22 protein-coding genes and 1 other RNA gene are annotated in these 22,880 nt (G+C 68.4%); 10 read left to right on the forward strand and 13 right to left on the reverse strand.

The genetic code is table 11. From position 1 onward, the window contains the following. Nucleotides 1–6: 6 nt before the first annotated feature. Nucleotides 7–1,167 (reverse strand): succinyl-diaminopimelate desuccinylase, encoded by a 1,161-nt coding sequence (dapE, locus tag CSW60_RS09495; protein WP_099537016.1) that lies wholly within the window; start codon nucleotides 1,165–1,167, stop codon nucleotides 7–9. Nucleotides 1,168–1,231: 64 nt separating this feature from the next. Between dapE and CSW60_RS09500 the strand changes: the two genes are divergently transcribed. Continuing rightward, on the forward strand, nucleotides 1,232–1,711 hold the full coding sequence (locus tag CSW60_RS09500; RefSeq protein ID WP_099537017.1) for a cupin domain-containing protein: 480 nt from the start codon (nucleotides 1,232–1,234) through the stop codon (nucleotides 1,709–1,711). A 544-nt stretch (nucleotides 1,712–2,255) separates the two neighbouring features. Here the strand turns inward: CSW60_RS09500 and def are convergent. The 7 genes from def to ffs all read right to left on the reverse strand — a co-directional run bounded on the left by def (nucleotide 2,256) and on the right by ffs (nucleotide 7,519). Next, nucleotides 2,256–2,777: a peptide deformylase gene (gene def / locus CSW60_RS09505; protein ID WP_099537018.1), complete on the reverse strand. Its 522-nt coding sequence runs from the start codon at nucleotides 2,775–2,777 to the stop codon at nucleotides 2,256–2,258. Nucleotides 2,778–2,785: 8 nt separating this feature from the next. Continuing rightward, nucleotides 2,786–4,072: a DNA recombination protein RmuC gene (gene rmuC, locus CSW60_RS09510; protein ID WP_099537019.1), complete on the reverse strand. Its 1,287-nt coding sequence runs from the start codon at nucleotides 4,070–4,072 to the stop codon at nucleotides 2,786–2,788. A 53-nt stretch (nucleotides 4,073–4,125) separates the two neighbouring features. Further along, nucleotides 4,126–4,278: a hypothetical protein gene (locus CSW60_RS23650; RefSeq protein WP_099537020.1), complete on the reverse strand. Its 153-nt coding sequence runs from the start codon at nucleotides 4,276–4,278 to the stop codon at nucleotides 4,126–4,128. Nucleotides 4,279–4,387: 109 nt separating this feature from the next. After that, nucleotides 4,388–4,990 carry a recombination mediator RecR gene (gene recR, locus CSW60_RS09520; RefSeq protein ID WP_099537021.1) on the reverse strand — a complete coding sequence of 201 codons (603 nt, stop codon included), beginning with the start codon at nucleotides 4,988–4,990 and terminating at the stop codon, nucleotides 4,388–4,390. A 36-nt stretch (nucleotides 4,991–5,026) separates the two neighbouring features. Beyond that, on the reverse strand, nucleotides 5,027–5,356 hold the full coding sequence (locus CSW60_RS09525; protein WP_099537633.1) for a YbaB/EbfC family nucleoid-associated protein: 330 nt from the start codon (nucleotides 5,354–5,356) through the stop codon (nucleotides 5,027–5,029). Nucleotides 5,357–5,507: 151 nt separating this feature from the next. Further along, entirely contained in the window at nucleotides 5,508–7,331 is a 1,824-nt protein-coding gene (locus tag CSW60_RS09530; protein WP_099537022.1) for a DNA polymerase III subunit gamma/tau, read from the reverse strand. A gap of 90 nt (nucleotides 7,332–7,421) precedes the next feature. After that, nucleotides 7,422–7,519, reverse strand: an RNA gene (ffs, locus tag CSW60_RS09535) — signal recognition particle sRNA small type. A 72-nt stretch (nucleotides 7,520–7,591) separates the two neighbouring features. Here ffs and nudC point away from each other — a divergent pair. Continuing rightward, complete coding sequence (gene nudC / locus CSW60_RS09540; protein ID WP_099537023.1) at nucleotides 7,592–8,533, forward strand: NAD(+) diphosphatase; 942 nt, start codon at nucleotides 7,592–7,594, stop codon at nucleotides 8,531–8,533. 149 nt (nucleotides 8,534–8,682) lie between these two features. Here nudC and CSW60_RS09550 read toward each other — a convergent pair whose 3' ends face one another. Next, on the reverse strand, nucleotides 8,683–10,137 hold the full coding sequence (locus CSW60_RS09550) for an AMP nucleosidase (protein ID WP_099537024.1): 1,455 nt from the start codon (nucleotides 10,135–10,137) through the stop codon (nucleotides 8,683–8,685). Nucleotides 10,138–10,446: 309 nt separating this feature from the next. Here CSW60_RS09550 and CSW60_RS09555 point away from each other — a divergent pair, with 309 nt between their 5' ends. Beyond that, nucleotides 10,447–11,703 carry a dicarboxylate/amino acid:cation symporter gene (locus CSW60_RS09555; RefSeq protein ID WP_099537025.1) on the forward strand — a complete coding sequence of 419 codons (1,257 nt, stop codon included), beginning with the start codon at nucleotides 10,447–10,449 and terminating at the stop codon, nucleotides 11,701–11,703. 146 nt (nucleotides 11,704–11,849) lie between these two features. Further along, nucleotides 11,850–12,284: a DUF6491 family protein gene (locus CSW60_RS09560; RefSeq protein ID WP_099537026.1), complete on the forward strand. Its 435-nt coding sequence runs from the start codon at nucleotides 11,850–11,852 to the stop codon at nucleotides 12,282–12,284. 3 nt (nucleotides 12,285–12,287) lie between these two features. Here CSW60_RS09560 and CSW60_RS09565 read toward each other — a convergent pair whose 3' ends face one another. Together CSW60_RS09565 and CSW60_RS09570 are read right to left on the reverse strand one after the other, a co-directional pair. Beyond that, on the reverse strand, nucleotides 12,288–13,175 hold the full coding sequence (locus CSW60_RS09565) for a 2-dehydropantoate 2-reductase (protein WP_099537027.1): 888 nt from the start codon (nucleotides 13,173–13,175) through the stop codon (nucleotides 12,288–12,290). A 197-nt stretch (nucleotides 13,176–13,372) separates the two neighbouring features. Continuing rightward, nucleotides 13,373–14,416, reverse strand: a complete 1,044-nt coding sequence (locus CSW60_RS09570) for a ribonucleotide-diphosphate reductase subunit beta (protein WP_099537028.1) — start codon at nucleotides 14,414–14,416, stop codon at nucleotides 13,373–13,375. 134 nt (nucleotides 14,417–14,550) lie between these two features. Here CSW60_RS09570 and CSW60_RS09575 point away from each other — a divergent pair, with 134 nt between their 5' ends. After that, nucleotides 14,551–15,222 carry a glutathione S-transferase family protein gene (locus tag CSW60_RS09575; protein ID WP_099537029.1) on the forward strand — a complete coding sequence of 224 codons (672 nt, stop codon included), beginning with the start codon at nucleotides 14,551–14,553 and terminating at the stop codon, nucleotides 15,220–15,222. A gap of 3 nt (nucleotides 15,223–15,225) precedes the next feature. Here the strand turns inward: CSW60_RS09575 and CSW60_RS09580 are convergent, their stop codons facing one another. Together CSW60_RS09580 and CSW60_RS23110 are read right to left on the reverse strand one after the other, a co-directional pair. Beyond that, a complete protein-coding gene (locus CSW60_RS09580; RefSeq protein WP_099537030.1) occupies nucleotides 15,226–15,894 on the reverse strand; it encodes a hypothetical protein in 669 nt (222 codons plus the stop codon). An 82-nt stretch (nucleotides 15,895–15,976) separates the two neighbouring features. After that, nucleotides 15,977–16,069 (reverse strand): hypothetical protein, encoded by a 93-nt coding sequence (locus CSW60_RS23110; RefSeq protein ID WP_143324171.1) that lies wholly within the window; start codon nucleotides 16,067–16,069, stop codon nucleotides 15,977–15,979. Between the two features lie 268 nt (nucleotides 16,070–16,337). On the opposite strand from CSW60_RS23110, the gene CSW60_RS09585 reads away from it, so the two are divergent. From CSW60_RS09585 to CSW60_RS09605, 5 genes are all read left to right on the forward strand, one after another. Beyond that, entirely contained in the window at nucleotides 16,338–17,387 is a 1,050-nt protein-coding gene (locus CSW60_RS09585; RefSeq protein ID WP_099537031.1) for a helix-turn-helix domain-containing protein, read from the forward strand. A gap of 64 nt (nucleotides 17,388–17,451) precedes the next feature. Next, nucleotides 17,452–18,162, forward strand: a complete 711-nt coding sequence (locus tag CSW60_RS09590; RefSeq protein ID WP_099537634.1) for a CPBP family intramembrane glutamic endopeptidase — start codon at nucleotides 17,452–17,454, stop codon at nucleotides 18,160–18,162. 222 nt (nucleotides 18,163–18,384) lie between these two features. Next, entirely contained in the window at nucleotides 18,385–19,428 is a 1,044-nt protein-coding gene (locus CSW60_RS09595) for an aspartate-semialdehyde dehydrogenase (protein WP_099537032.1), read from the forward strand. A gap of 361 nt (nucleotides 19,429–19,789) precedes the next feature. Then, the gene (locus CSW60_RS09600; RefSeq protein ID WP_099537033.1) at nucleotides 19,790–21,673 is read left to right on the forward strand and encodes a ribonucleoside-diphosphate reductase subunit alpha; all 1,884 of its coding nucleotides are present in this window, start codon (nucleotides 19,790–19,792) and stop codon (nucleotides 21,671–21,673) included. Between the two features lie 182 nt (nucleotides 21,674–21,855). Beyond that, complete coding sequence (locus CSW60_RS09605; protein ID WP_099537034.1) at nucleotides 21,856–22,818, forward strand: lipid A-modifier LpxR family protein; 963 nt, start codon at nucleotides 21,856–21,858, stop codon at nucleotides 22,816–22,818. The last annotated feature ends 62 nt before the right edge of the window (nucleotides 22,819–22,880 follow it).

Raw genomic sequence — 22,880 nt, forward strand, 5'->3', positions numbered from 1 at the left:
CCGGCTTCAGGCGAAGGCCGCGAAGTAGCGTTTGATCAGGGCCTGGTAGGCGCCCGCCAGCTGACGGACCTCCTCGACCGGGACCCGCTCGTCGACCTGGTGCATGGTCGAGCCGACCAGGCCGAACTCGACGACCGGGCACAGCGCGCGGATGAAGCGGGCGTCGCTGGTGCCGCCGGTCGTCGACAGCTCGGGCGCCCGGCCGGTGGCTTCCCGCACGGACTCGACGATCACGTCGGTGAAGGCGCCCGGCTCGGTCAGGAAGGCCTCGCCGCTGATCTTGCACAGCACCTCGACCCGGCCCGAGAAGCCTTCCGCGGCCTCGCGGCACTCGGCCTCGATCCAGGCGGCCAGGTCCTTGCCCTTGTGGGCGGGGTTGAAGCGGATGTTCACCCGCGCCTTGGCCGAGGCCGGGATGACGTTGGTGGCGGTGTTGCCGACATCGACCGTGGTCACCTCCAGGTTCGACGGCTGGAAGCCGGTATAGCCCTCGTCCAGCACCCGGCTCTGCAGGCGCGAGAGGATGTCGACCATCACCGGGATCGGGTTGGCGGCGCGGTGCGGATAGGCCACGTGGCCCTGCTTACCGTCCACGGCGATCCAGGCGTTGATGCTGCCCCGCCGGCCGATCTTGACCATGTCGCCCAGGATATTGGCGCTGGTCGGCTCGCCGACGATGCAGTGGTCGATGATCTCGCCCTCGGCGGCCAGGGCCTCGACGACCTTGACCGTGCCGTCCTCGGCCACGCCCTCCTCGTCGCCGGTGATCAGGAAGCTGATCGAGCCCGGGTGTTCGGGGATGTTGGAGACGGCGGCGACGAAGGCGGCGATGGCGGACTTCATATCGACCGCGCCGCGGCCGTATAGCACGCCGTCCTTGATCTCGGCCTCGAAGGGCCCGGCGGTCCACGCCGCGTCGTCGCCGACCGGCACCACGTCGGTATGACCCGCGAAGCAGAGGTTCGGCCGCGCCGTCCCGCGCCGGGCGTAGAGGTTCTCGATTTCCCCGAACTTCATCCGGCGGCAGGCGAAGCCCAGGGCCTCCAGCTGGCGCTGCAGCGTATCCATCGCGCCGGCGTCGGCCGGCGTCACCGAGGGCCGGCGGATCAGGGCCTGGGCGAGGTCGACGGGGTCGATGCTGACGGAAACGGGCGCGGGGCTGTTCATGATCTTGCCTTTAGGCTTCCCTCCGTCGCGACGCAAACCCGCAAGTTTCTTACACGGACTGTCCATGCCCAAGATCGATCTCGCCTCGGCCCCCACCCGTGTCGGCACGGGCTATCCGCCGCCTTTCAACGCGCCCTGCGAGGGTCGCCATCGCACCAAGCTGGGCGACGCGGTCGGCCTCACCCAGTTCGGCGTCAACCTGCTGCGCCTGCCGCCGGGCCAGTGGTCCAGCCAGCGCCACTGGCACACGGCCGAGGACGAGTTTGCGTGGGTCGTCGAGGGCGAGGTCGTCCTGGTCGACAACGACGGCGAGACGGTGCTGCGGGCCGGCGACTGCGCGGGCTTCAAGGCCGGAGTGGCCAACGGGCACTGCTTCCAGAACCGCTCGGACCGGGATGTGCTGCTGCTGGAGGTGGGGTCGCGGCGGCCGCACGAGGACGGGTGTGATTATCCGGATATCGACCTGGTGCTGCGGGAGGGCGAGAGCGGCTACCGCCACCGGGATGGGACGCCGTATGAGACGGAGACTGGGCGGACGCGGTGATGGATGAAGGTCCGAGATGGGTGGGGAGCAGACGCGCTTCAAATCCTCCCCTTGTGGGGGAGGTGGTCGCGCCAGCGACCGGAGGGGGGCGTGGAGCTGAGATTCGGCTGCGCTCCCCTCTCCGTCGTCCCTTCGGGCCGACACCTCTCCCACAGGGAGAGGATTTGTCCGCTACGGGTCGAAAGCCGACCGCCGGGCGGGTGTGATCCTTAAATCTCTTGGAGGCTGCAGCGTGCAGGGCTGATCAGGTCAGTCAAGGATCGCCTCCGGCGACCGCGCGCGGCGACGCGCAGCGTCGTCCTTGAGTGACCTGATCAGCCCTGCGATCGTCTCGCCGTGAGATGTAAGGAGGGCTTCCTTCTGGGCGGATGGAAGCTCGAAACCACCGCCACACACCCCATCATCCCGCGCTCTATGCGCGGGACCCATGGTTCAGCTTCCACGTGAGAGCCCCATCCTGCTCCGCACCTGCGGCGGACGGATGGGTCCCGCGAACACGTCGCGGGATGACGGCGGTATTGGTCTTGGGAAGTGGCGACAGCCCCTAGGCCGCCCGGCGCGCCTTCTTGACCTTGGCGATGGCGCGGTCGCGGCGCAGGCGCGAGAGATGGTCGATGAACAGGACGCCTTCCAGGTGGTCCATCTCGTGCTGGATGCAGACGGCGAACAGGCCCTCGGCCTCCTCGACGACCGTCTCGCCCTGGTAGTTCATGTAGCGCAGGGTGACCTTGGCCGGGCGCTCGACCTCGTCGAAATACTCCGGCACCGACAGGCAGCCTTCCTCGTAGACGAACATCTCCTCGGAGCTGGCCAGGATCTCGGGATTGACGAAGTAGCGCGGGGCCGGCTCCTCGCCCTCCCGGGCCAGGTCCATGGTGATCACCCGCACCGGCTCGCCGATCTGCACGGCGGCCAGGCCAATGCCCGGCGCGTCGTACATCGTCTCCAGCATGTCATCCATCAGGGCGCGCAGCTCGTCGGTGACGGCCTCCACGGGCGTGGAGATCTTCTTCAGCACCGCCAGGTCGGCGGCGTTATCGACGGTGAGGATGCGACGGATAGCCATGATGCTCGTCAGGTAGGCGCGTCATTTCCGAGGGTCAAGGTGGGAGATTGTCCCGCCGCGAGCTTGGTCAGGGGTCGAACCGCCTGATCCACCAGCGGCGGCTCGGGGATTTCCTTGCCCTCGTGGTCGACCGAGAGGTCCTCGAAGCGGCGGGCCTGGGTCAGGACCTGGCTCTCCAGCGAGCCGACGAACTGGTTGTACTTGCCGACCGCGCTCTCCAGCGCCTTACCCATGGCGCCGGCGTGGGCCCCCATCACCGAGACGCGCTTGTAGAGCTCGCGGCCGACCTCGACGATGCGGGCGGCGTTCTTGGCCTGGTCCTCGGCCCGCCAGCCATAGGCCACGGCCTTGCAGAGCGCGAACAGGGTCGTGGGCGTGACCAGCACCACCCGGCGGTCCATGGCCTCGGCCATCAGCTCGGGCAGGCGGTCCAGCGCCGCGGCCAGGAAGCCGTCGCCCGGCACGAACATCGCCACGAAATCCGGCGAGCCCTCGCCCGCGAACTGGTCCCAATAGGCCTTGGACGACAGGCCCTGCATGTGGGCGCGCACGCTCTGGGCGTGGCGGGCCATGGCGGCCTCGCGAAGGACCTCGTCGGTCGCTTCCTGCGCTTCCAGAAAGGCGTTCAGCGAGCACTTGGCGTCGATCACGAACACCCCGCCGCCCGGCAGGGTGACCTTGACGTCGGGCCGGCGGCGGCCCTCGTCGCTGTCGACGCTGAACTGCTCCTGGAAGTCGAAGCGGCTGTTGAGACCGGCGGCCTCCAGCACGTTGCGCAGGGTCTGCTCGCCCCAGCGGCCCTGGACGCCGGCCCCGCGACGCAGGGCGGCCGACAGCTTGCGGGCCTCGGCCTGGGTGGCGGTGGAGGCTTCCAACAGGGCGGCGATCTGGGCCTTGAGGCCGCCGGTCTCTTCCGCGCGGACCTTCTCGACCGCGTTCACCTGGGCCTCGAACTTGGCCAGGGTCTCGGCGACCGGCTTCAGCTGGGCCTCCAGCCGGGCCTCGGCGAGGCGCTCGCGGCTCTTGGCGTTCTCGTCGGCGCGCTTGATCAGCTGCTCGGCGATGGCGTTGGCGCTCTGGGCCGCCTGGGCCTTGATCAGCTCGATCTGGGTGGCGCTCTGGTCCTCAAGCAGCCGATGGCGCTCCTCGGCCTGGGCCAGGCGCTCGTTCAGCAGCCAGCTCTCGGCCTCGGCCTTGGCGGCCCGGCGTTGCGCCGTCACGGCCCAGAGCCCCAGGGCCGCGGCGGCCAGGGCGAAGACCAGGGCCAGGATCGGATAAGGATCGGAGAAGTTCATGCTCCGTTCCTACCGGGAGTCGGCGGCGGCATAAAGGCCGCCGCCGTTCTTGATCAGTCGTCGCCGTCGGCGAGGTCGGCGATCATGCCGCTGATGGGCTCGCCGCCGAAGCCGGTGACGTTGTGGCCGCGATCGACCACGCCAACCTTGGCGGGGTGCGGGGCTTCGGTTTCGGCTTCCGGAGCCTTGTCTTCGGGCGTGCTCATGAAATCAGTCCCTCCACTATCGCCCCGGCGGTCCGGGAGCGAGCTGGCGGAGCTTGGCGCGGGAAAGCGCGACTGTCAGCCGGATTTCCGACGAAGGGCGCGGATTTCGTCAGGCCGGTCGCCGTGCGCGCAGGGCCTGAGCGATGGTGCCGTCGTCCAGCCAGTCGAGGTCGCCGCCGACCGGCACGCCGCGCGCCAGCATGGTCACCGGCACGTTGGTCTGGCCCAGGCGGTCGGCGATGTAGTGGGCGGTCGTCTGGCCGTCGACCGTGGCCGGCAGGGCCAGGATCACCTCGGCCACCTCGCCGCCCCCGACCCGCGCGACCAGCTCGCCGATCCGCAAGGAGTCGGGACCGACGCCGTCCAGCGCCGACAGCAGGCCGCCCAGCACATGATAGCGGCCCTTGAACGAGCCGCCGCGCTCCATGGCCCAGACCGAGCCGACCTCCTCGACCACGCACAGCAGGCGAGCGTCGCGGGTGGCGTCGGCGCAGACGGCGCAGGGATCGGTGACGTCCAGCGAGCCGCAGACCGAGCAGGTGCGAACCTTCGCTTGGGCCTCGGCCATGGCGGCGGCGAGCGGCGCCAGCAGCGTGTCGCGCTTCTTCAGCAAGGCCAGGGCCGCCCGGCGGCCCGAGCGCGGTCCCAGGCCCGGCAGCTTGGACAGCAGGGCGATCAGGCGCTCGATCTCGGGTCCGGCGGAGGCGGCCACTCTGTTTCCTTCGTCCCTTTCCAGCGGAAAGGGTGGTTAGAACTTCATGCCGGGCAGACCGCCCATCAGGCCCGCCATCGGGCCGGCGGCTTCCTGCATCAACTGGGCCTGCTTGGCGTCGAGCTTCTTCTTGGCGTCGGCGTGGGCGGCGACGATCAGGTCGGCGATGACCTCTCCCTCGCCGGGCTCGATCAGGCTGTCGTCCAGAACGACCTTGGCCAGCTCGCCCGTACCCTTCAGCGTCACGGTCACCATGCCGCCGCCCGAGGTTCCCTCGACCGTGCTCTCGGCCAGGCGCGCCTGGGCGTCCTGGAGCTTCTGTTGCATGGCCTGGGCCTGCTTCATCAGGCCGCCGAGGTCTTTCATGGTCTTGGTCTCCAATCTGACTTCCCTCCCCCTTGATGGGGGAGGGGTAGGGGTGGGGGTGATACGGCGGCGAAGACGAGCTCCGTCCTGACACGCTGTCACCCCCATCCCCGCCCTTCCCCCATCAAAGGGGGAAGGGAGAATTCCGCTCCTATCCCTCTTCCTCGTCCGGCTCCAGCGGCGCGGCCTCGGGGGTGAGGACCTTGCGGATCTCGACGATCTCGGCGCCGGGGAAGGCCGACAGGACCGAGGCGACGAACGGATCCTTCTTGATCTGCTCCAGCGCCTCGCGCTCCTCGCGCTTCTGGCGCTCCATCATGCTCTCGGCCCCGCCGCCGCCCTCGGCCGCGACCAGCCAGGGCTGGCCGGTGTGCTCCTTGAGGAAGCGGACCAGGCGACCGGCCAGGTTTCCGGGCGCGCCCGGGGCGGCCTCGAAGGTGATGGCGCCGGGCCGGAAGTTGATCGGGCGGACGTACTGCTCGACGTCCAGGCGAAGCCCGATGTCCCGCTTGGCGGCGATCAGGGCCATGACGTCGTCGAACGAGGCCAGGACCGGCATGGCCTGGGCGCCCGGCGCGGCCATGGTCATGGGCGCGTGGGCCGAGGCGGTCGCTCCGCCCGCCCCGCCGCCGACCGAGACGCCGCCGCCAGGACCACCGCCGCCGACGGGGGCGCCGTCGCGCAGGGCCTTCAACGCCTCTTCCGGACCGGGCAGGTCGGCGGCGTAGCACAGGCGGATCAGGGCCATCTCGGCCGCGGCCATGGCGTCAGGCGCGCGGCGCACCTCCTCATGGGCCTTCAGCAGCATCTGCCACAGGCGCGACAGCGTGCCGGCCGAGGTGTGAGCGCCGATGGCCGCGAGGCGCGCGGCCTGCTCCTTGGGCATCGACAGGGCGTCGGGGCCCAGCGCCTTGGACACGGCCGAGGCGTGGCAGTGGTCGAGGACATCGAGCATCACCACCGCCGGATCGGCGCCGAAGCCCCACAGGGCGCGGAAGGCTTCCAGCGCGTCCTTGGTCTTGCCGGCCATCACGTGCTCGTAGAGCGCGATGGTCTGGCCGCGATCGGCCAGGCCCAGCATGTCGCGGACCACGGTGGCCGAGACCGTCGCGCCGCGCTCGGTCTGGACGATGGCCTGGTCCAGCAGCGACAGGCCGTCGCGCACCGAGCCCTCGGCCGCGCGGGCGATCAGGGCCAGGGCGTCCATCTCGATCCGCGCGCCTTCCTTGGCCGAGATGCGGTCGAAGTGCTTGACCAGCACGTCCGGCTCGACCCGGCGCAGGTCGAAGCGCTGGCAGCGCGACAGGATCGTCACCGGGACCTTGCGGATCTCGGTCGTGGCGAAGATGAACTTGGCGTGCGGCGGCGGCTCTTCCAGCGTCTTCAGCAGGGCGTTGAACGCCGCCGTCGACAGCATGTGCACTTCGTCGATGATGTAGACCTTGTAGCGCGCCTCGACCGGGGCGTAGCGCACCCCGTCCAAGAGCTCGCGCATCTCGTCGACCTTGGTGCGCGAGGCGGCGTCCAGCTCCAGCACGTCCATGTGCCGGCCCTCGATGATGGCGCGGCAGTGGTAGCCCTCGGTGGTCAGGTCGACCGAGGGGCCCTTGACGGTGTCGGTCTCGTAGTTGAGCGCGCGAGCCAGCAGGCGCGCGGTCGTGGTCTTGCCGACGCCCCGGACGCCGGTGAGCATGAAGGCGTGGGCGATGCGGCCGGTCGAGAAGGCGTTGGCGAGCGTCCTGACCATGGCTTCCTGGCCGATCAGGTCCTCGAAGGTGCGCGGGCGGTACTTGCGCGCCAGCACGGTGTAGGCGTCGCCGGTCTCGGCCGGCGGATCCTGGACGACCGGGCGAGCCTCATCCGCCGGCGCGGCGGGGGCCTCGCCGAAGATGTCGGCGGTGTTCTCGTCGCGTTCGGCGGGAGCCTCGTCCCACGGCGGCGCGGAATCAGGCGAAAGGTCGTCGTGGTCGGCCATGGCCTTCAGTGTAGTGGGGCGAAGGGCGCGGCAAAAGACCCGCTCGGAGCGGACCAGCCATCTGCTGACAGATTTCGCGATTTTGGGGGAAGGTGGAGACCGGACAGCGACCCGAAGGGGATCTCGTTGTGGCTGCTGCCTTCCGGCCCTGACCAGGTTGGCGAGGACTTCGTCCGAGCCGATCTCCGAGGCCTATATCGCGACTCATCGCGCAGGATGCAAGGCTGACGAGTCATTCCGCTCACGCTAAACAGTGACGCATGGCCCTTTCGATCATCACCAACACCTTCGCCGGCAACCCCTTGAACCGCGACAGCGAGCGTCGGGGCGACGCGGCGTTCATCGCCGAAAAGTTGGCCGATCCGGAGTCGCTGGCCGTGGCGCTGTGGAACGGCAAGCCGCTGGTCGAGGACATCCTGGACGCCGACGGCAAGCCAAAGGGCGTCCAGATCGCCTATCTCCGCGCCGACATGGCTCAGGACCTGGCGGGCGGGAACGAGAAGCTGCTGTACATGGGCCTCTGGAAGGACATCGCGGTCTTCGCCGTCGATATCGAGGGCGCCGCCGACCCAGCCGAGGGGCCGCTGCAGGGCCTGGGCCGCTTCGAGGAGCTGCGCGGGGCGGCCGCGAGCATGCCGCCGGCCGACGCCGGCATCCTGGCCACGGCCAAGTCGATGTTCGAATGGCGTCGCCGCCATCGCTGGTGCAGCGCCTGCGGCCAGAAGACCGAGGTCGCCGACGGCGGCTGGAAGCGCGTCTGCACCGCCTGCGGCGCCGAGCACTTCCCCCGCACCGATCCGGTGGCCATCATGCTGGCCGTCCACGACGGCAAATGCCTTCTGGGCCGCCAGGCCGCCTGGCCGCCCGGAATGTTCTCGGCCCTGGCCGGCTTCATCGAGCCCGGCGAGACCATGGAGGAGGCCTGCGCCCGCGAACTGCAGGAGGAGGCCGGCCTGAAGGCGACGGCCGTCCGCTACCACTCCAGCCAGCCCTGGCCGTGGCCCAGCTCGCTGATGATCGGCATGATCGCCGACGTCGACAGCGACGAGGCGGCGCCGGACCAGACCGAGCTCGAGGAAGTCCGCTGGTTCACCAAGGAAGAGGCGCTGCGCCTGATGCGAGGCGAGTTCGAAGGCGGCCTCTTCGCCCCGCCGGCCCTGGCCATCGCCCATCAGCTGATCAAGGCCTGGGCGGAGGGGTAGGCGAGACGCCAAAGATGCTCCCCCGCGATGCGGGGGAGCTGTCGCGGAGCGACTGAGGGGGCAAGCTGGACGTTTGCCGCGTTAGCCCCCTCCGGCCCTCTGGGCCACCTCCCCCGCATCGCGGGGGAGGATCTAGTGGAGAGCTCACCTCACCTAAACGGCGGCTCGTCGAACGCGCGCAGCTTGCGCGAGTGCAGGTTCGGACCTTCGGCGTGCAGCAGCTTGCAGGCCATGATGCCGATCTGCAGGTGCTGGCTGATCGCCCGCTCGTAAAAGGCGTTGGCCTGGCCGGGCAGCTTGATCTCGCCGTGCAGCGGCTTGTCGGACACGCACAGCAGCGTCCCGTACGGCACCCGGAAGCGATAGCCCTGGGCCGAGATCGTCGCGCTTTCCATGTCGATCGCCACCGCGCGGCTCTGGTTGAAGCGCAGGGCCGAGAGGCTGTGGCGAAGCTCCCAGTTGCGGTCGTCGGTGGTGACGACGGTGCCGGTGCGCAGGCGCTTTTTCAGCTGGTCGCCGCTATCGCCGCTGATCGCCTTGGCCGCGTCGTAGAGGGCGCGCTGCACCTCGGCGATCGACGGGACCGGGATCTCGGGCGGCAGCACGGCGTCCAGCACGTGGTCGTCGCGCAGATAGGCGTGGGCCAGGACGTAGTCGCCGATCGTCTGGGTGTCGCGCAGGCCGCCGCAGTGGCCGATCATCAGCCAGGCTTGAGGGCGCAGCACCGCCAGGTGATCGCAGATCGTCTTGGCGTTGGAAGGGCCGACGCCGATGTTGACCAGGGTCACGCCCGAGCCGCCCGGCGCCATCAGGTGATAGGCCGGCATCTGGTGCTTGCGCCAGGCCGACTCCGCCACCGCCATCTCGGGATTGACCGTGTTGGCGGTGATCGTCACGCCGCCCGAGCACGACAGGGCCGTGTAGGGGCTGTCGGGCGCCTTAAGCTGGGCGATGCCCCAGCGCACGAACTCGTCGACATAGCGGTGATAGTTCGTGAACAGGATGAACTGCTGCACGTCCTCGGCCGGGGCGCCGGTGTAGTGCTTGAGCCTCGCCAGCGAGAAGTCGGTGCGCAGGCCGTCGAACAGCGACAGCGGGCGGGTCTCCTCCAGCGCCGGGCTCCAGACGCCGTCGGCGATCTCGTCGCCGATGAAGGCCAGGTCCGTGGTCGGGAAGAAGCGGGCGATGTCCTCGCTGCGGACGTCGGCCTGGTTCAGGTCGATCGTGGCGTCCAGTACGTAGGGATAGGGGATTTCCTGGCGGGAGCGGTCGACCTCGATCTCGACGTCGAAGTCGTCCATCAAGAGGGTCAGCTGCTCGACCAGATAGTCCTTGAACTGGGCCGGCTTGGTCACGGTCGTCGAATAGACGCCGGGACGGCTGACGCGGGCGTACGAGCGGGCCAGCTTGGGCGGCAGCGCCTCGGGATCGTAGGTCAGCCGCAGCTCGGGATAGGCGAAGGTCCCGTCGAACCGCGCTTGCGGGTCGGGACGCGTTCCATTTTCGAGATAGGCGCGCAGGGCGGTCCGGAGAGCGTCGACGGCGCGTTCGTATTCGTCATTGAGCCGTTCGACGACGGCGATTGCTTTTTCTTGGTTTGACATGACGCCTTATAGCGGCGTTCCGCGACAATGGCGAGACACCGGACCTGTTCAGGGGAATGATTTATTACTTATCCGAGATGAGGAAGTCTCGGCGCCTTCCGTCTCTACAGACTGAGCCTGTTTTCGCGCTTTGCCCGCAAACGACCCACCCTCGCCCTACCGAAGGGCATGGACGAACCCGCGCCGGTCGGCCAAAAGGGCGGAAATGATCAAGGAAGGCATGGATGGCGGCGCGGGCGTTCTCGCGCGTCATGTCTTCTGCAAACCAGACGACGCCGTCGACGCCGCATCTGGCGCCAGGGGGACTGAATGAACAAACGCTTCGCCTTACTGATCGTCGCGGCCATGGTGCTCGGCGTCGCCGTGGGCTGGGCCATCAACCAGACGATGGACCCGACCCAGGCCAAGGCCGCCGCCAACAGCCTGTCACTGGTCACCGACATCTTCCTGCGCCTGATCAAGATGATCATCGCGCCGCTGGTGCTGACCACCCTGGTGGCCGGCATCGCCCACATGGAAGACGCCGCCGCCGTCGGCCGGATCGGCGCCAAGACCATGGCCTGGTTCATCACCGCCTCGGCCGTCTCGCTGCTGCTGGGCCTCCTGATGGTCCACCTGCTGGATCCGGGCGCCAATCTGAACCTGACGCACATGGACATCGAGGGCGCCAAGACCACGGCGACCACCGACGCCTTCACCCTGAAGGGCTTCATCACCCACCTGGTGCCGACCTCGATCTTCGACGCCATGGCCAAGAACGAGATCCTGCAGATCGTCGTCTTCGCCCTGTTCGTCGGCACCGCCGTCGCCTCGCTGGACAACAAGGCCCCGCAGATCCTGGAGCTGGCCGAACAGGCCGCCCAGGTCATGCTGAAGGTCACCGGCTTCGTCATGAAGCTGGCCCCGCTGGCCATCTTCGCGGCCCTGGCCTCGACCATCGCCACCCAGGGCGTCTCGATGCTGGCCGTCTACGGCAAGTTCGTGCTGGGCTTCTACGCCACCATGGGCGTGCTGTGGGGCCTGCTGTTCCTGGCCGGCGCCGCGGTGCTGGGCAAGCGGGTGCTGCCGCTGTTCGGCGTGATCCGCGACCCGGCCCTGCTGGCCTTCTCGACCGCGAGCTCCGAAGCCGCCTATCCGCGCATCCTCGACAGCCTGCCCAAGGTGGGCGTGCGCCGCCGCATCGTCTCGTTCGTCCTGCCGTTGGGCTATTCGTTCAACCTCGACGGCTCGATGCTGTACTGCACCTTCGCGACCATGTTCATTATGCAGGCCCACGGCGTGCATCTGACGGTCCAACAGCAGATCTTCATGCTGCTGCTCTTGATGGTGACCTCCAAGGGCATCGCCGGCGTGCCGCGCGCCTCGCTGGTCGTGATCATGGCCACCCTCACCTACTTTGGCCTGCCGGAAGCCTGGATCGCCCTGGTGCTCGGCGTCGACCACCTGCTGGACATGGGCCGCAGCGCCACCAACGTCGTCGGCAACAGCGTCGCCGCCGCCGTGGTCGCCAAGTGGGAGGGCGAGCTGGACGAGATCGATCCCGAGGCCGAAGGGGCCACGATCTAAGCCGCCTTTTGATACGCCTATCGAACGGCCCGCATCGAAGCTCGGCGCGGGCCGTTTTCGTGTCCAGTTGATACTGTACAGTAAAAACTTGACACCACCCGCCCGAGGTCCAATCTCAAGCGGGAGGGACTAGAAGGACGACGTCAATGAGCAAGATCGCTCACATCGCGCGCGCGGCCCTGGTCGGGCTCGCCATTTCCGCCCCGCTGGCGCTGAGCGGCGCGGCGGCCGCCCAGGACACGACCCCGGCCCCGGCCGAAAAGGCGGCCAAGCCCGCCCGGCAGTGCTTCTACCTGTCCGACTGGCGCGGCTGGACCGCCCCGGACAAGGACACCCTGTACCTGAAGGTGCGGGGCAAGGACGTCTACAAGGTCGACCTGGCCTATGGCTCCAACCAGCTGACCTGGCCGGGCACGCACCTGGTCTCGATCGTCCGAGGCGTCGACAGCGTCTGCGGTCCGCTGGACCTGGACCTGCGGGTGTCGGACGGCTTTGGCATGGCGATCCCGATCCGGGCCAAGACCATCACCAAGCTGACCCCGGAACAGATCGCGCTGATCCCGAAGAAGTATAAGCCGTAAGGCTTAAAGGGCCGCCGCGTTCAGCAGCGCCACGACCATGGCGTTGGCGGGCGCGGCGATCCCGTGGGCCGCGCCCTTGCGGACGATCACGCCGTTGCGGGCGTCCAGCTCCATCGGCCGGCCGGCGGCGCGGTCGGCGTGCAGCGAATTGACCGAACCCGGATCGGCGGCGCGATAGCCGGCGATGACCTGGTCGGGGAGGTCGTCGGAAAGCTCCGCCCCCTCGGCCCGGCCCACCGCCACGCACTCGCGCACCAGGGTCCGCATGACCTCGGCCGCGCCCTCGTCCTGGGCGACCCCGGCGGGCTTGAGGATCAGGGCGTTGACCGCCCCGGCGCAGTTCAGCGCCAGTTTCTTCCAGGCCTCGGTGGTGAAATCGGCGACCGTCTCGACCGCGATCGGCGTGTGGGCGAACAGGGCCGCGAAGGCTTCGCCAGCCGCGCCCGCCGGGACCTTGATCCAGCCGTTGCGCCGCTGCAGCACCCGTCCTGGGGCCGAGCGCTCGGCCGGGATGTCGACCACCGCCGGGACAAGCCGCTCGGCGTCGATCCGGCCCGCGAAGGGCTCGGCATGCTCGACGCCGTTGCGCAGGATGGCGACGCGAGTCTCGGGACCGACCAGGGCGTCCAGCCAGGCCATGGTCCCATCGGTGTCGTAGGTCTTGGTGGTCACCAGCACCCAGTCGACGGGCGACAGGCCCCCATCCTCAAGGCTCTGGGGCGAGGCGGCCACGCGCGGCGTCGCGGTGATCGTCCCCTCGGGGGTCTCGACCGCCAGGGTCTCGAACGGCGTGCGGACGCAGACCGTCACAGCGTGCTCGGCCTTCTGCGCCAGCCAAGCCGCCACGGTTCCACCGACGGCGCCCGGGCCGATCACGGCGATGCTGGTCATGGCAGGCTCCACAGAAAAACACCCTCTCCGGACGGAGAGGGCGGGGCCCATGCGAAGCATGGGAGGGTGAGGTGATAGGACGGTGAGGCTGCGAGGTGCGGGGCCGGCGCGGACGTCAGCCCACGCCGGAAACCCTCACCCTCCCACCGCTACGCGGCGGGCCCCGCCCTCTCCCGTTGGGAGAGGGGGTCTAGATCCTATTCCGCCGGCAGCACCTGGTCCGAGCGCTTCTTCATCATCTCGTCGAAGCTGGTCCACACGCCCTCGGCGCCGTGCCACGAGCCCTTGGTGGCGGCCTTGGAGTATTCGGTCGCGCGGGCCTCGAAGAAGTTGGCGTGCTCGACGCCCGACAGCAGCGACTGCAGCCAGGGCAGCGGGTTTTCCTTCACGCCGTACACTTCCGGCAGCTGCAGCTGGCGCAGGCGCCAGTCGGCGATGAAGCGAATGTACTGCTTGATGTCGTCGGGGGTCATGCCCTGGACGTCGCCGGCCTCGAAGGCCAGGTCGATGAACTTGTCTTCCAGCCCGACCACGTGCTTGCAGCAGTCGACGATGTCGTCGGCCACGGCCTTGGTCACCGCGTTCGTTTCCTTGTTGAACGCGTGGTACAGCTTGATGATGCCGTCGCAGTGCAGGCTCTCGTCGCGGATCGACCACGAGACGATCTGGCCCATGCCCTTCATCTTGTTGAAGCGCGGGAAGTTCATCAGCATCGCGAACGAGGCGAACAGCTGCAGGCCTTCGGTGAAGCCGCCGAACATGGCGAGCGTCCGGCAGATGTCGGCGTTCGAGTCGACGCCGAAGGTCTGCATGTAGTCGTGCTTGGCCTTCATGGCCTCGTATTCCATGAACGCCGAGAACTCGGTCTCGGGCATGCCGATGGTCTCGAGGAGCAGGGCGTAGGCCGCGATATGGATCGTCTCCATGTTCGCGAACGAGGCCAGCATCATCTTCACTTCGGTCGGTTTGAACACCCGACCATAGCGCTCCATGTAGTTGTCCTGCACCTCGACGTCGGACTGGGTGAAGAAGCGGAAGATCTGCGTCAGCAGGTTCCGTTCCTTGTCGTTCAGCTTGACGGCCCAGTCCTTGAGGTCCTCGCCCAGCGGCACCTCTTCCGGCATCCAGTGGACCTGCTGCTGCTTCTTCCAGAAGTCGTAGGCCCAGGGATAGCGGAACGGCTTGTAGCCGCCCGACGGGGTCATAAGGCCAGGCAGGATCAGCGACGACGTAGCGGACATGACAGAGCCTCGGAGCGAGAATCGAGCGGACGGGTTAGGTAAGGTACGGCAGGCCGGCGCCCGACGCACGCCCAAGAGTGCCCCACTACATCTGGTGTGACAATGGGCCTCAGCCACAAGATAGAGGAGGACCTGTGGACAAGAAGTACACGCTGTTCAGCGCGCTCGGCTCCGGCGGCGTGCCCGTCGAGGCCGCTATGTCCTTGATCGGCCTGACCTATGAAGTGGTCGAGGCTCCGACCTGGGAGGGCGAGGCGCAGCAGGCCAAGGTCGCGGCGATCAATCCCCTTAAGCAGATTCCGGCCCTGGTCACCCACAAGGGCGAGACGATCACCGAAAGCGCCGCCATCCTGATGTGGCTGGCCGACCGCTATCCGAAGGCGCGCCTGGCCCCCGCCATCGACGGCCCCGTCCGCGCCCAGTACCTGCGCTGGATGACCTTCATCCCCGCCTCGATCTATTCCCTGTACTGGATCAGCGACGCCCCCTCGCGCCTGGTCGGCGACGACGAAGCCCTCCAGGCCCAGGTCAAGGCCGCGATCAAGGAGCGCATCGTCGACTGCTGGCGGATGATGGACAGCCAGATCACGCCCGGCCGCTACCTGCTGGGCGACGAGCTGACGGTGCTCGACCTCTACGTCACGGTGCTCAGCCGCTGGGGGCCGAGGCGGGTGCGGTTCTACGAGGCCGCGCCGAAGATGACCGAGGTGGTGAAGCGGGTGGACGCCGATCCGAGGCTGGCGGACTTCTGGGCGAAGCGGTTCCCGTTCTTTGACGGGTGGGAGCGGTTGGGGCAGCAGGGGTGAGGGCTAGAAGCGATGCAGCTGAGCTATGGGTGAAAGGCTGCCCACATTCAGTACTAGTGGCTCCCTTTGCATGGCCACGCTGGATTCGCCCGGCCCAATTTCCAAAGCAAGGCTGACGTTCTCGGCCCGAAATGTCCCTTTGCGTCCTATGACGATCCGATATTCAGCCTGCCACGACCAATCTGGCGGCTTGATAAACGCGACTTTCTCGGGAAGAGCCCAATCGCCCCCGGGCAAAGCCGACAGGGCCCGGTACTCAACGGCCCCTCGGTACACGTTTCGAGAATCCAGCTTAGACCTAAGCTTTACGCTCCCTTTGATCTTGGCGAACAGCGCTCCGGCGTCCCTTATCTCAACGCAGAACGGGCTTCGAAACTTCTCTGCTAGAGCCTCAGAACGTTCCGAACTCAGGCAGTAGACGAAGACGTCCTCAGCATTGACGGAAGAACGAAATCGCGACCCTGCGGGTAGAACGACCACCTCCCCATCAGCCTTTGTTAGGGTCAATCCCTCAGCTGGCTGATAGCGTAGCTTTCCGTCATCGGGGTCGCCTCTGACCAAGCCGTCTTCGTAGGCTCGGAAGTGGGCTAGAGATTGAAGATAGAGCTGCCCCTTCTCGATTAAGGCACGCGCATAGCTCTCAGCGCCAACGTACTTAAAGATGGAAGGCATCGTTCCGCCGCCCGACCGCACCCGGTCGGGTGCGATCCTTAAATCTCTTGGAGGCTGCAGCGTGCAGGGCTGGGCGGGTTGGTCAAGGACCGGCCTCCGGCCGGCCGCGCCGCGGCGACGCGGAGCGTCGTCCTTGACCAACCCGCCCAGCCCCGCGATCGTCTCGCCGTGAGATTTAGGGAGGGCTCCTTCTCCGGGGGAGAAGAGTGGGTCGACGCGCGAAAACCCTCTCCCCCTCGGGAGAGGGCGGGGCCCGCCGCGAAGCGGTGGGAGGGTGAGGGACTTCACCCTCCGCCGGAAAAGACACGGGCCATAACCGGGAAGGCCCCGCCACACACTGGCGGAACGCGCCCCGGACGCTCTACAACCCCTCACCCTCCCACGCCGTTGGCGTGGGCCCCACCCTCTCCCGTCGGGAGAGGGTTTCTACGCCTGGGAGCGCCATGGACCTCAGCCAGCTGGATGTGATCACGCGGGTCGCCGGCGCCACCCTGCTGCTGGCCCTGGCGGCGCTGCTGGCGCGGGACCCGCGCACGCTGCGGCTGGCGGCCTATTTCGCGCCGATGGCCCTGTGCCTGGCCGGGTTCCTGGCCGGCAACACGCCCGAGCCGTCCTTGCGCCTCGGCGGACCGCTGGGCCACGCCGCCGTGATCGCCGCCGGCTACGCCGTCCCCTTCCTGTGGTGGTTCTGCCTGGCGAGCTTCGATCCCACGTTCCGACCGCGCGGCGGGGTCCTTGCGGCGGGCCTGGCCTGGCTGGTCATCGCCAGCGCCGATCGCGGCCTGCTGGGGCCGGCCTTGGAGAGCAAGGGCCTGTCCTGGGCGCTGATCGCCCTGGGCCTCTGCATGATCGGCCACCTCTTCTGGCGGCTGGTCCGCGACCGGGCCGGCGATCTCGTCGACGAGCGGCGGCGGGCGCGGATCCTGGTCGTCGTCCTGCTGGCCGGGCAGCTGGGCGCGGACTTCCTGGTGGACCTCGTCATGGGGCTGGACTGGGGTCCGCAGGGCTTCACCATCGTCCAGAACACGGCCCTGCTGGCCTTCGCCGCCTGGCTGGCCCTGCGCCTGCTGCCGGTCCCCGCGCCCGCGACCGCCGCGACGCCCGCCGCCCTGCCCGCCCAGGGCGAGGAAGCCCGCCTGACCGAGCGCCTGCGGGTGCTGGTCGAGGTCGAGAAGGTCCACCTCGAACCCGACCTGACCTTCGCCGAGTTCGTGCGCCGCATGGGCGCGCCCGAGCGGACGGTGCGCCGGCTGATCAACCACCGCCTGGGCCACGACCACTTCCGCGCCTTCCTGAACGCCTGCCGGGTGGCCGAGGCGCGGCGTCTGCTGGCCGATCCAGCCCGGACGAACGACAAGCTGATCGCCATCGCCCTGGACAGCGGTTTCGCCTCCCTGGCCTCGTTCAACCGCGCCTTCCAGGCGGTGGAGGGCCGGCCGCCCAGCGCCTTCCGCCTGGCGCCGGATGTTGAGGAACGCTCCGCCGTCTTCTGAGGAGCGGGCTGTCAGCGCGGCGCTTAAGGCCAAGCCTCGATCTTCCAGTTTCGAGGTTATGGTCATGGACGGCGTTTTCACCATCGGCGCGATCATCGCGCTGCTCCTGGCGGCGGGCGGGGTGATCGCCCTGCTGGGCAAGGGCGAGGGGGTCTCGTTCCGCTGGCTGCTCGTCGCGGCGGGCCTTGTCCTGCTGAACGACGCCCTGCTGACGCGGGCCTACCGCCTGCTCCCCGACCTGATCGGCGGCGAGTGGAACTGGCAGGGCAAGATCCTGGCCCTCGCCGCCACCCTGGCCATCGCCGCCCTGCCCGCCTTCGGCTGGCGCGCCAGCGGCCTGACCCTGCGCCAGGCGGACCTCAAGGCGCCGCTGGTCGTGGCCGGCCTCTACGCCCTGCTGTTCGTCGGCCTGGCCCTGGCCTTCCCAAACGCCCCCGCCACGCCCGAGACGATGGCCTTCCAGCTGACCCTGCCCGGGCTGGAGGAGGAGGCCTTCTATCGCGGCCTGCTGCTGCTGGTCCTGGACCGCGCCTTCACCGGCCGGACACGGTTCCTCGGCGTCGACTGGAGCTGGGGCGCGGTGCTGTCATGCGCCCTGTTCGGCCTGGCCCACGCCTTCGGGATCTCGCACGGCAGGGTCTCGTTCGAGCCGCTGTACTTCGCCCTGACCGCCGGTCCGTCGCTGATCGCCGTCTGGCTCCGCCTGCGCACCGGAAGCATTTTATTGCCGATCCTGATGCACAACTTCGGCAATGCGGCATCATTGTTCCTCTAAACCGACTTTACGCGGCGGCGCTTCCTCGCTAGAAGCGCCGCCGATGCAAGTTCGCGCGACCAAAATTACCACCCCGAAAACGACCCGCCGCGGCGGGGCGTGGTCGGGCGTGCGCGCGCACTAGCGAGCATCCCGCAACCAGCCCCGCCGATGCGCGGGGCGGCTCTCATCACCAGAGACCTCTAGCTCCCCGCGCTCCGCATCTTCAGGAGACGCAAGACCGTGAGCTTCAAGTTTTCCCGTTCCCATCCGCCCCACGTCGGCGTCGTCGGCGCCACGGGCCTCGTCGGCGGCATGATGCGCGAGCTGCTGGCCGAGCGGGATTTCCCGCTGGCGAGCCTGCGCCTGTTCGCCTCGGCGCGCTCGGCCGGGACCAAGGTCGCGTTCCAGGGCCAGGAGATCGTGGTCGAGGACGCCGCGACGGCGGACTTCGCGGGCCTGGATATCGTGTTCTTCTCGGCCGGCGGCTCGACCTCGCGCGCGCTGGCCCCCAAGGCCGCCGCGGCCGGGGCCGTGGTGATCGACAACAGCTCGGCCTGGCGCTCGGACCCGGACGTGCCGCTGGTGGTGGCCGAGGTGAACCCGCACGCCCTGGCGACCATCCCCAAGGGCATCGTCGCCAACCCCAACTGCACCACCATGGCCGCCATGCCGGTGCTCAAGCCCCTGCATGACAAGGCGGGGCTGAAGCGCCTGACCGTCAGCACCTACCAGGCGGCCTCGGGCGGCGGCATGGAGGGCATCGAGGTCCTGGCCGAGCAGCTGCGCGCCGGCGCGGCCGGCGACCTGGACGGCCTGGCCCGCTCGCCCGACGCCGCGCCTCTGCCCGAGCCGCGCAAGTGGGCCGTACCCCTGGCCTACAACGTCGTGCCGCTGAACTACGTGCTGGGCGAGGACGGCTACACCGAGGAAGAGCTGAAGCTGCGCGACGAGAGCCGCAAGATCCTCGAGATCCCAGGCCTGCCGGTCTCGGGCACCTGCGTGCGCGTGCCGGTGTTCACCGGCCACTCGCTGTCGATCAACGCCGAGTTCGAGCGGCCGGTCTCGGTCGCCGAGGCGCTCGACCTGCTGGGCCAGGCGCCGGGCGTGGTCGTGGACGCCGTGCCCAATCCCCTGGCGGCCACCGGCCAGGACCCGGTCTTCGTCGGCCGGGTGCGTCCCGACCCGACCGTCGCGCATGGCCTGGCCCTGTTCGTGGTCGGCGACAACCTGCGCAAGGGCGCGGCCCTGAACGCGGTGCAGATCGCCGAGGTCATGCTGGGCTAGCGACGCCTCTCTCGTGTCATCCCGGCCGGCCGACGGCCGGGATGACACGGGTTAACGTTACCCGACCCCATATCTTGTGGGCGCCCCTGTGAGCGAACGTCGTTGTCCGGGGACGGAGCTCCAGGGGCGCCTTGCGACCGTCCGTCGCGGGTGAAAAAAGTTCGCTCGTGCAACTCCTTGATCCTGCCTCACAAGTTCCAGCCGTTCACAGCTTGTTAACGAAAAACTGGCCCCAACACCGTTGACGAGTCATTCACCACTGTGGCCCCATATCTGGGCTGAGGGGGCTCCTCGGCCACAAGATATAGCGGCTGGGCGGGGTTAACCCCTTCTCCGGAACACGCTGATTGAGCAATGGAATTTGGTCATGAACGGCAGTGAAGCGGCGAAGACGACCATCCGTAGAGAGGCGCAAATGGCGGCGATCAAGCCCGCCAAGCGTCCGCAGCTGGCCCTGGTCCGCAAGGTCCAGGTCGACCGCTCGCGCGACGCTCTGTTGACGGACTTCGGCAAGACCACGCTGGAAGACCGCTACCTGCTGCCGGGCGAGTCGTATCAGGACATGTTCGCGCGCGTCGCGACGGCCTTCGCCGACGACGCCGACCACGCCCAGCGCGTCTATGACTATATGAGCCGCCTGTGGTTCATGCCGGCCACGCCGGTGCTGAGCAACGGCGGCGCCGACCGCGGCCTGCCGATCAGCTGCTTCCTGAACGCCGTGAACGACAGCCTCGACGGCATTCTCAGCGTCTGGAACGAGAACGTCTGGCTGGCGGCCAACGGCGGCGGCATCGGCACCTACTGGGGCGGCGTCCGTTCGATCGGCGAGAAGGTCAAGGGCCAGGGCCAGACCTCGGGCATCATCCCCTTCATCCGCGTGATGGACTCGCTGACCCTGGCGATCAGCCAAGGCAGCTTGCGCCGCGGCTCGGCCGCCGTCTATCTCGACATCCACCACCCGGAAATCGAGGAGTTCCTCGAGATCCGCAAGGCGTCGGGCGACTTCAACCGCAAGTCCCTGAACCTGCACCACGGCATCAACATCACCGACGAATTCATGTTCGCGGTGCGCGACGGCAAGAAGTTCGGCCTGCGTTCGCCCAAGACGGGCGAGGTCCTGCGCGAGGTCGACGCCCGCGCCCTGTGGCAGAAGGTGCTTGAGCTGCGCCTGCAGACTGGCGAGCCCTATCTGGTGTTCTCCGACAGCGTGAACCGCGCCATGCCGGCCCACCAGCGCGAGCTGGGCCTGAAGGTGCGCCAGTCGAACCTGTGCAGCGAGATCATGCTGCACACCGGCACCGACCACCTGGGCAACGAGCGCACCGCCGTCTGCTGCCTGTCGTCGGTCAACGCCGAGACCTTCCTGGAGTGGCGCGACCACCCGACGTTCATCGAGGACGTCATGCGCTTCCTCGACAACGTCCTGCAGGACTTCATCGATCGCGCGCCGGACGCGGCCTCGACGGCCGCCTACGCCGCCATGCGCGAGCGCTCGGTGGGCCTGGGCCTGATGGGCTTCCACTCGTTCCTGCAAAGCCAGAACGTGCCGTTCGAGAGCGCCCTGGCCAAGAGCTGGAACATGCGGATGTTCAAGCACCTGCGCCGCGAGGCCGACAAGGCCAGCATCGCGATCGGCGAGGAGAAGGGCCCCTGCCCCGACGCAGCTGACCGCGGTTCGATGGAGCGCTTCTCGCACAAGCTGGCCATCGCCCCGACCGCCTCGATCTCGATCATCTGCGGCGGCACGTCGGCGGGCATCGAGCCGATCCCGGCCAATATCTACACCCACAAGACCCTGTCGGGCTCGTTCGCGGTGAAGAACCCCTATCTGGAGAAGCTGCTCGAGGAGAAGGGCCAGAACACCGACACGGTGTGGGGCTCGATCCTGGAGCACGAAGGCTCGGTCCAGCACCTGGACTTCCTGACCCAGGACGAGAAGGACGTCTACAAGACCGCCTTCGAACTGGATCAGCGCTGGGTGATCGAACTGGCCGCGGACCGCACGCCGGAAATCTGCCAGAGCCAGTCGGTCAACGTCTTCCTGCCGGGCGACGTCGACAAGTGGGACCTGCACATGCTGCACTGGACCGCCTGGGAGCGCGGCGTGAAGTCGCTGTACTACCTGCGCTCCAAGTCGGTGCAGCGCGCGGCCTACGCCGGCGCCGAGGACAAGGCCGAGAAGACCGCCGAGGGCTTCGACGTTCCCGAGAAGACCGACTACGACGAGTGCCTGGCCTGCCAGTAAGGCTAGCCGGCCTCCTCAAAAGACCAAGACGGCGGCGCGATGCGGATCGCGCCGCCGTTTTTCATTTCCGCTGCGCGGAACCCGACCATCCCCCGGCGGTTCACCACGTGCGCTTTCGTCACGGTGGACAGACCGCAGGAAGCGCGTAGGCTGATCTTCCGTGAGGATTGGGGAATCCGAGGATGCGGACCGCTGGGGAGCGTACCGTCCTGTGTCTAACGGCCTTTCTGGCCGTGGGACTGGCTTATGCCGGAAACGCTTGCGCGGCCCAGAAGGCTGGCAAGGCGCCCGTCGACAAGTACGCCTCCCCCGCCGCCGCGCCGAGCTTCCAGGTCAAGCCCGAAAGCCTGCGCCCGCTGAACCCCGCCGCCGGCTTCATCGCCTACGACAGCGACGCGATCGAGCTGGCTCTGGAGGGCGGCTTCGCCCTGCCGCCGAGCGCCGCCGGCGGCGATGTCCGCCTCCTGGACGCCGACCGCTACTACGAGGGCGTCGGCCCCGTCAGCTGGCGCTCGAACGCCTTCAGCCACCAGGCCCAGCCGGGCGGCCCGATCGACTCGGTGCGCGTCTCGATGGCCGGCGCCGCGCCGACCGCGGCCTACGCCCCGCTGACCCTTTCCCGCCCCGACGCCTATGAGCTGCGCGAGGTCGATGTGACCGTCACGCGCGGCTGGCCCTCGGCGGTCATGCTGTCGGGCGGCAAGTACGCCCTGGATGTCACGCCGCACGCGGGCCTGGGCTTCGGCGGCGCCGGCGGCTCGGCCGAGGCCGGCGCCACGGTGCGCCTGGGCAAGAAGAAGAACATGGGCGACCGGGTGACGGACGCGCTCGGCGTGCGCGAAGGCGACACGGCCTTCGGGACGCGCGGACGCTGGTACATCTACGCCGCCGCCAGCGGCCGGGCCGTCGGCTTCAACATGCTGCGCGGCCAGAACGGCGACTGGAGCCGCGCGGGCCTGACCCAGGATGCGACCAGCCGCCTGATCGGCGACAGCCAGGCCGGCGTCGCCTGGCGCAAGGGGCCGATGCAGGCCTCGCTGGGCTATATCCACCGCGAGATCAAGGCCAAGGAAGGCATCATGGGCCTGGCGACCCAGAAGGACGACGTGGTCGCCCTGTCGTTCAGCCTGAAGCCTCACTGGTAGAGACCCGCGTCTATTGGGCCAAAACGCCTATTAGGCTTGTGTTTCCGGCCGCTTTCATGCAG

This window comes from Caulobacter sp. X (assembly GCF_002742635.1).
In the GTDB taxonomy this organism is placed as follows: Bacteria; Pseudomonadota; Alphaproteobacteria; order Caulobacterales; family Caulobacteraceae; genus Caulobacter.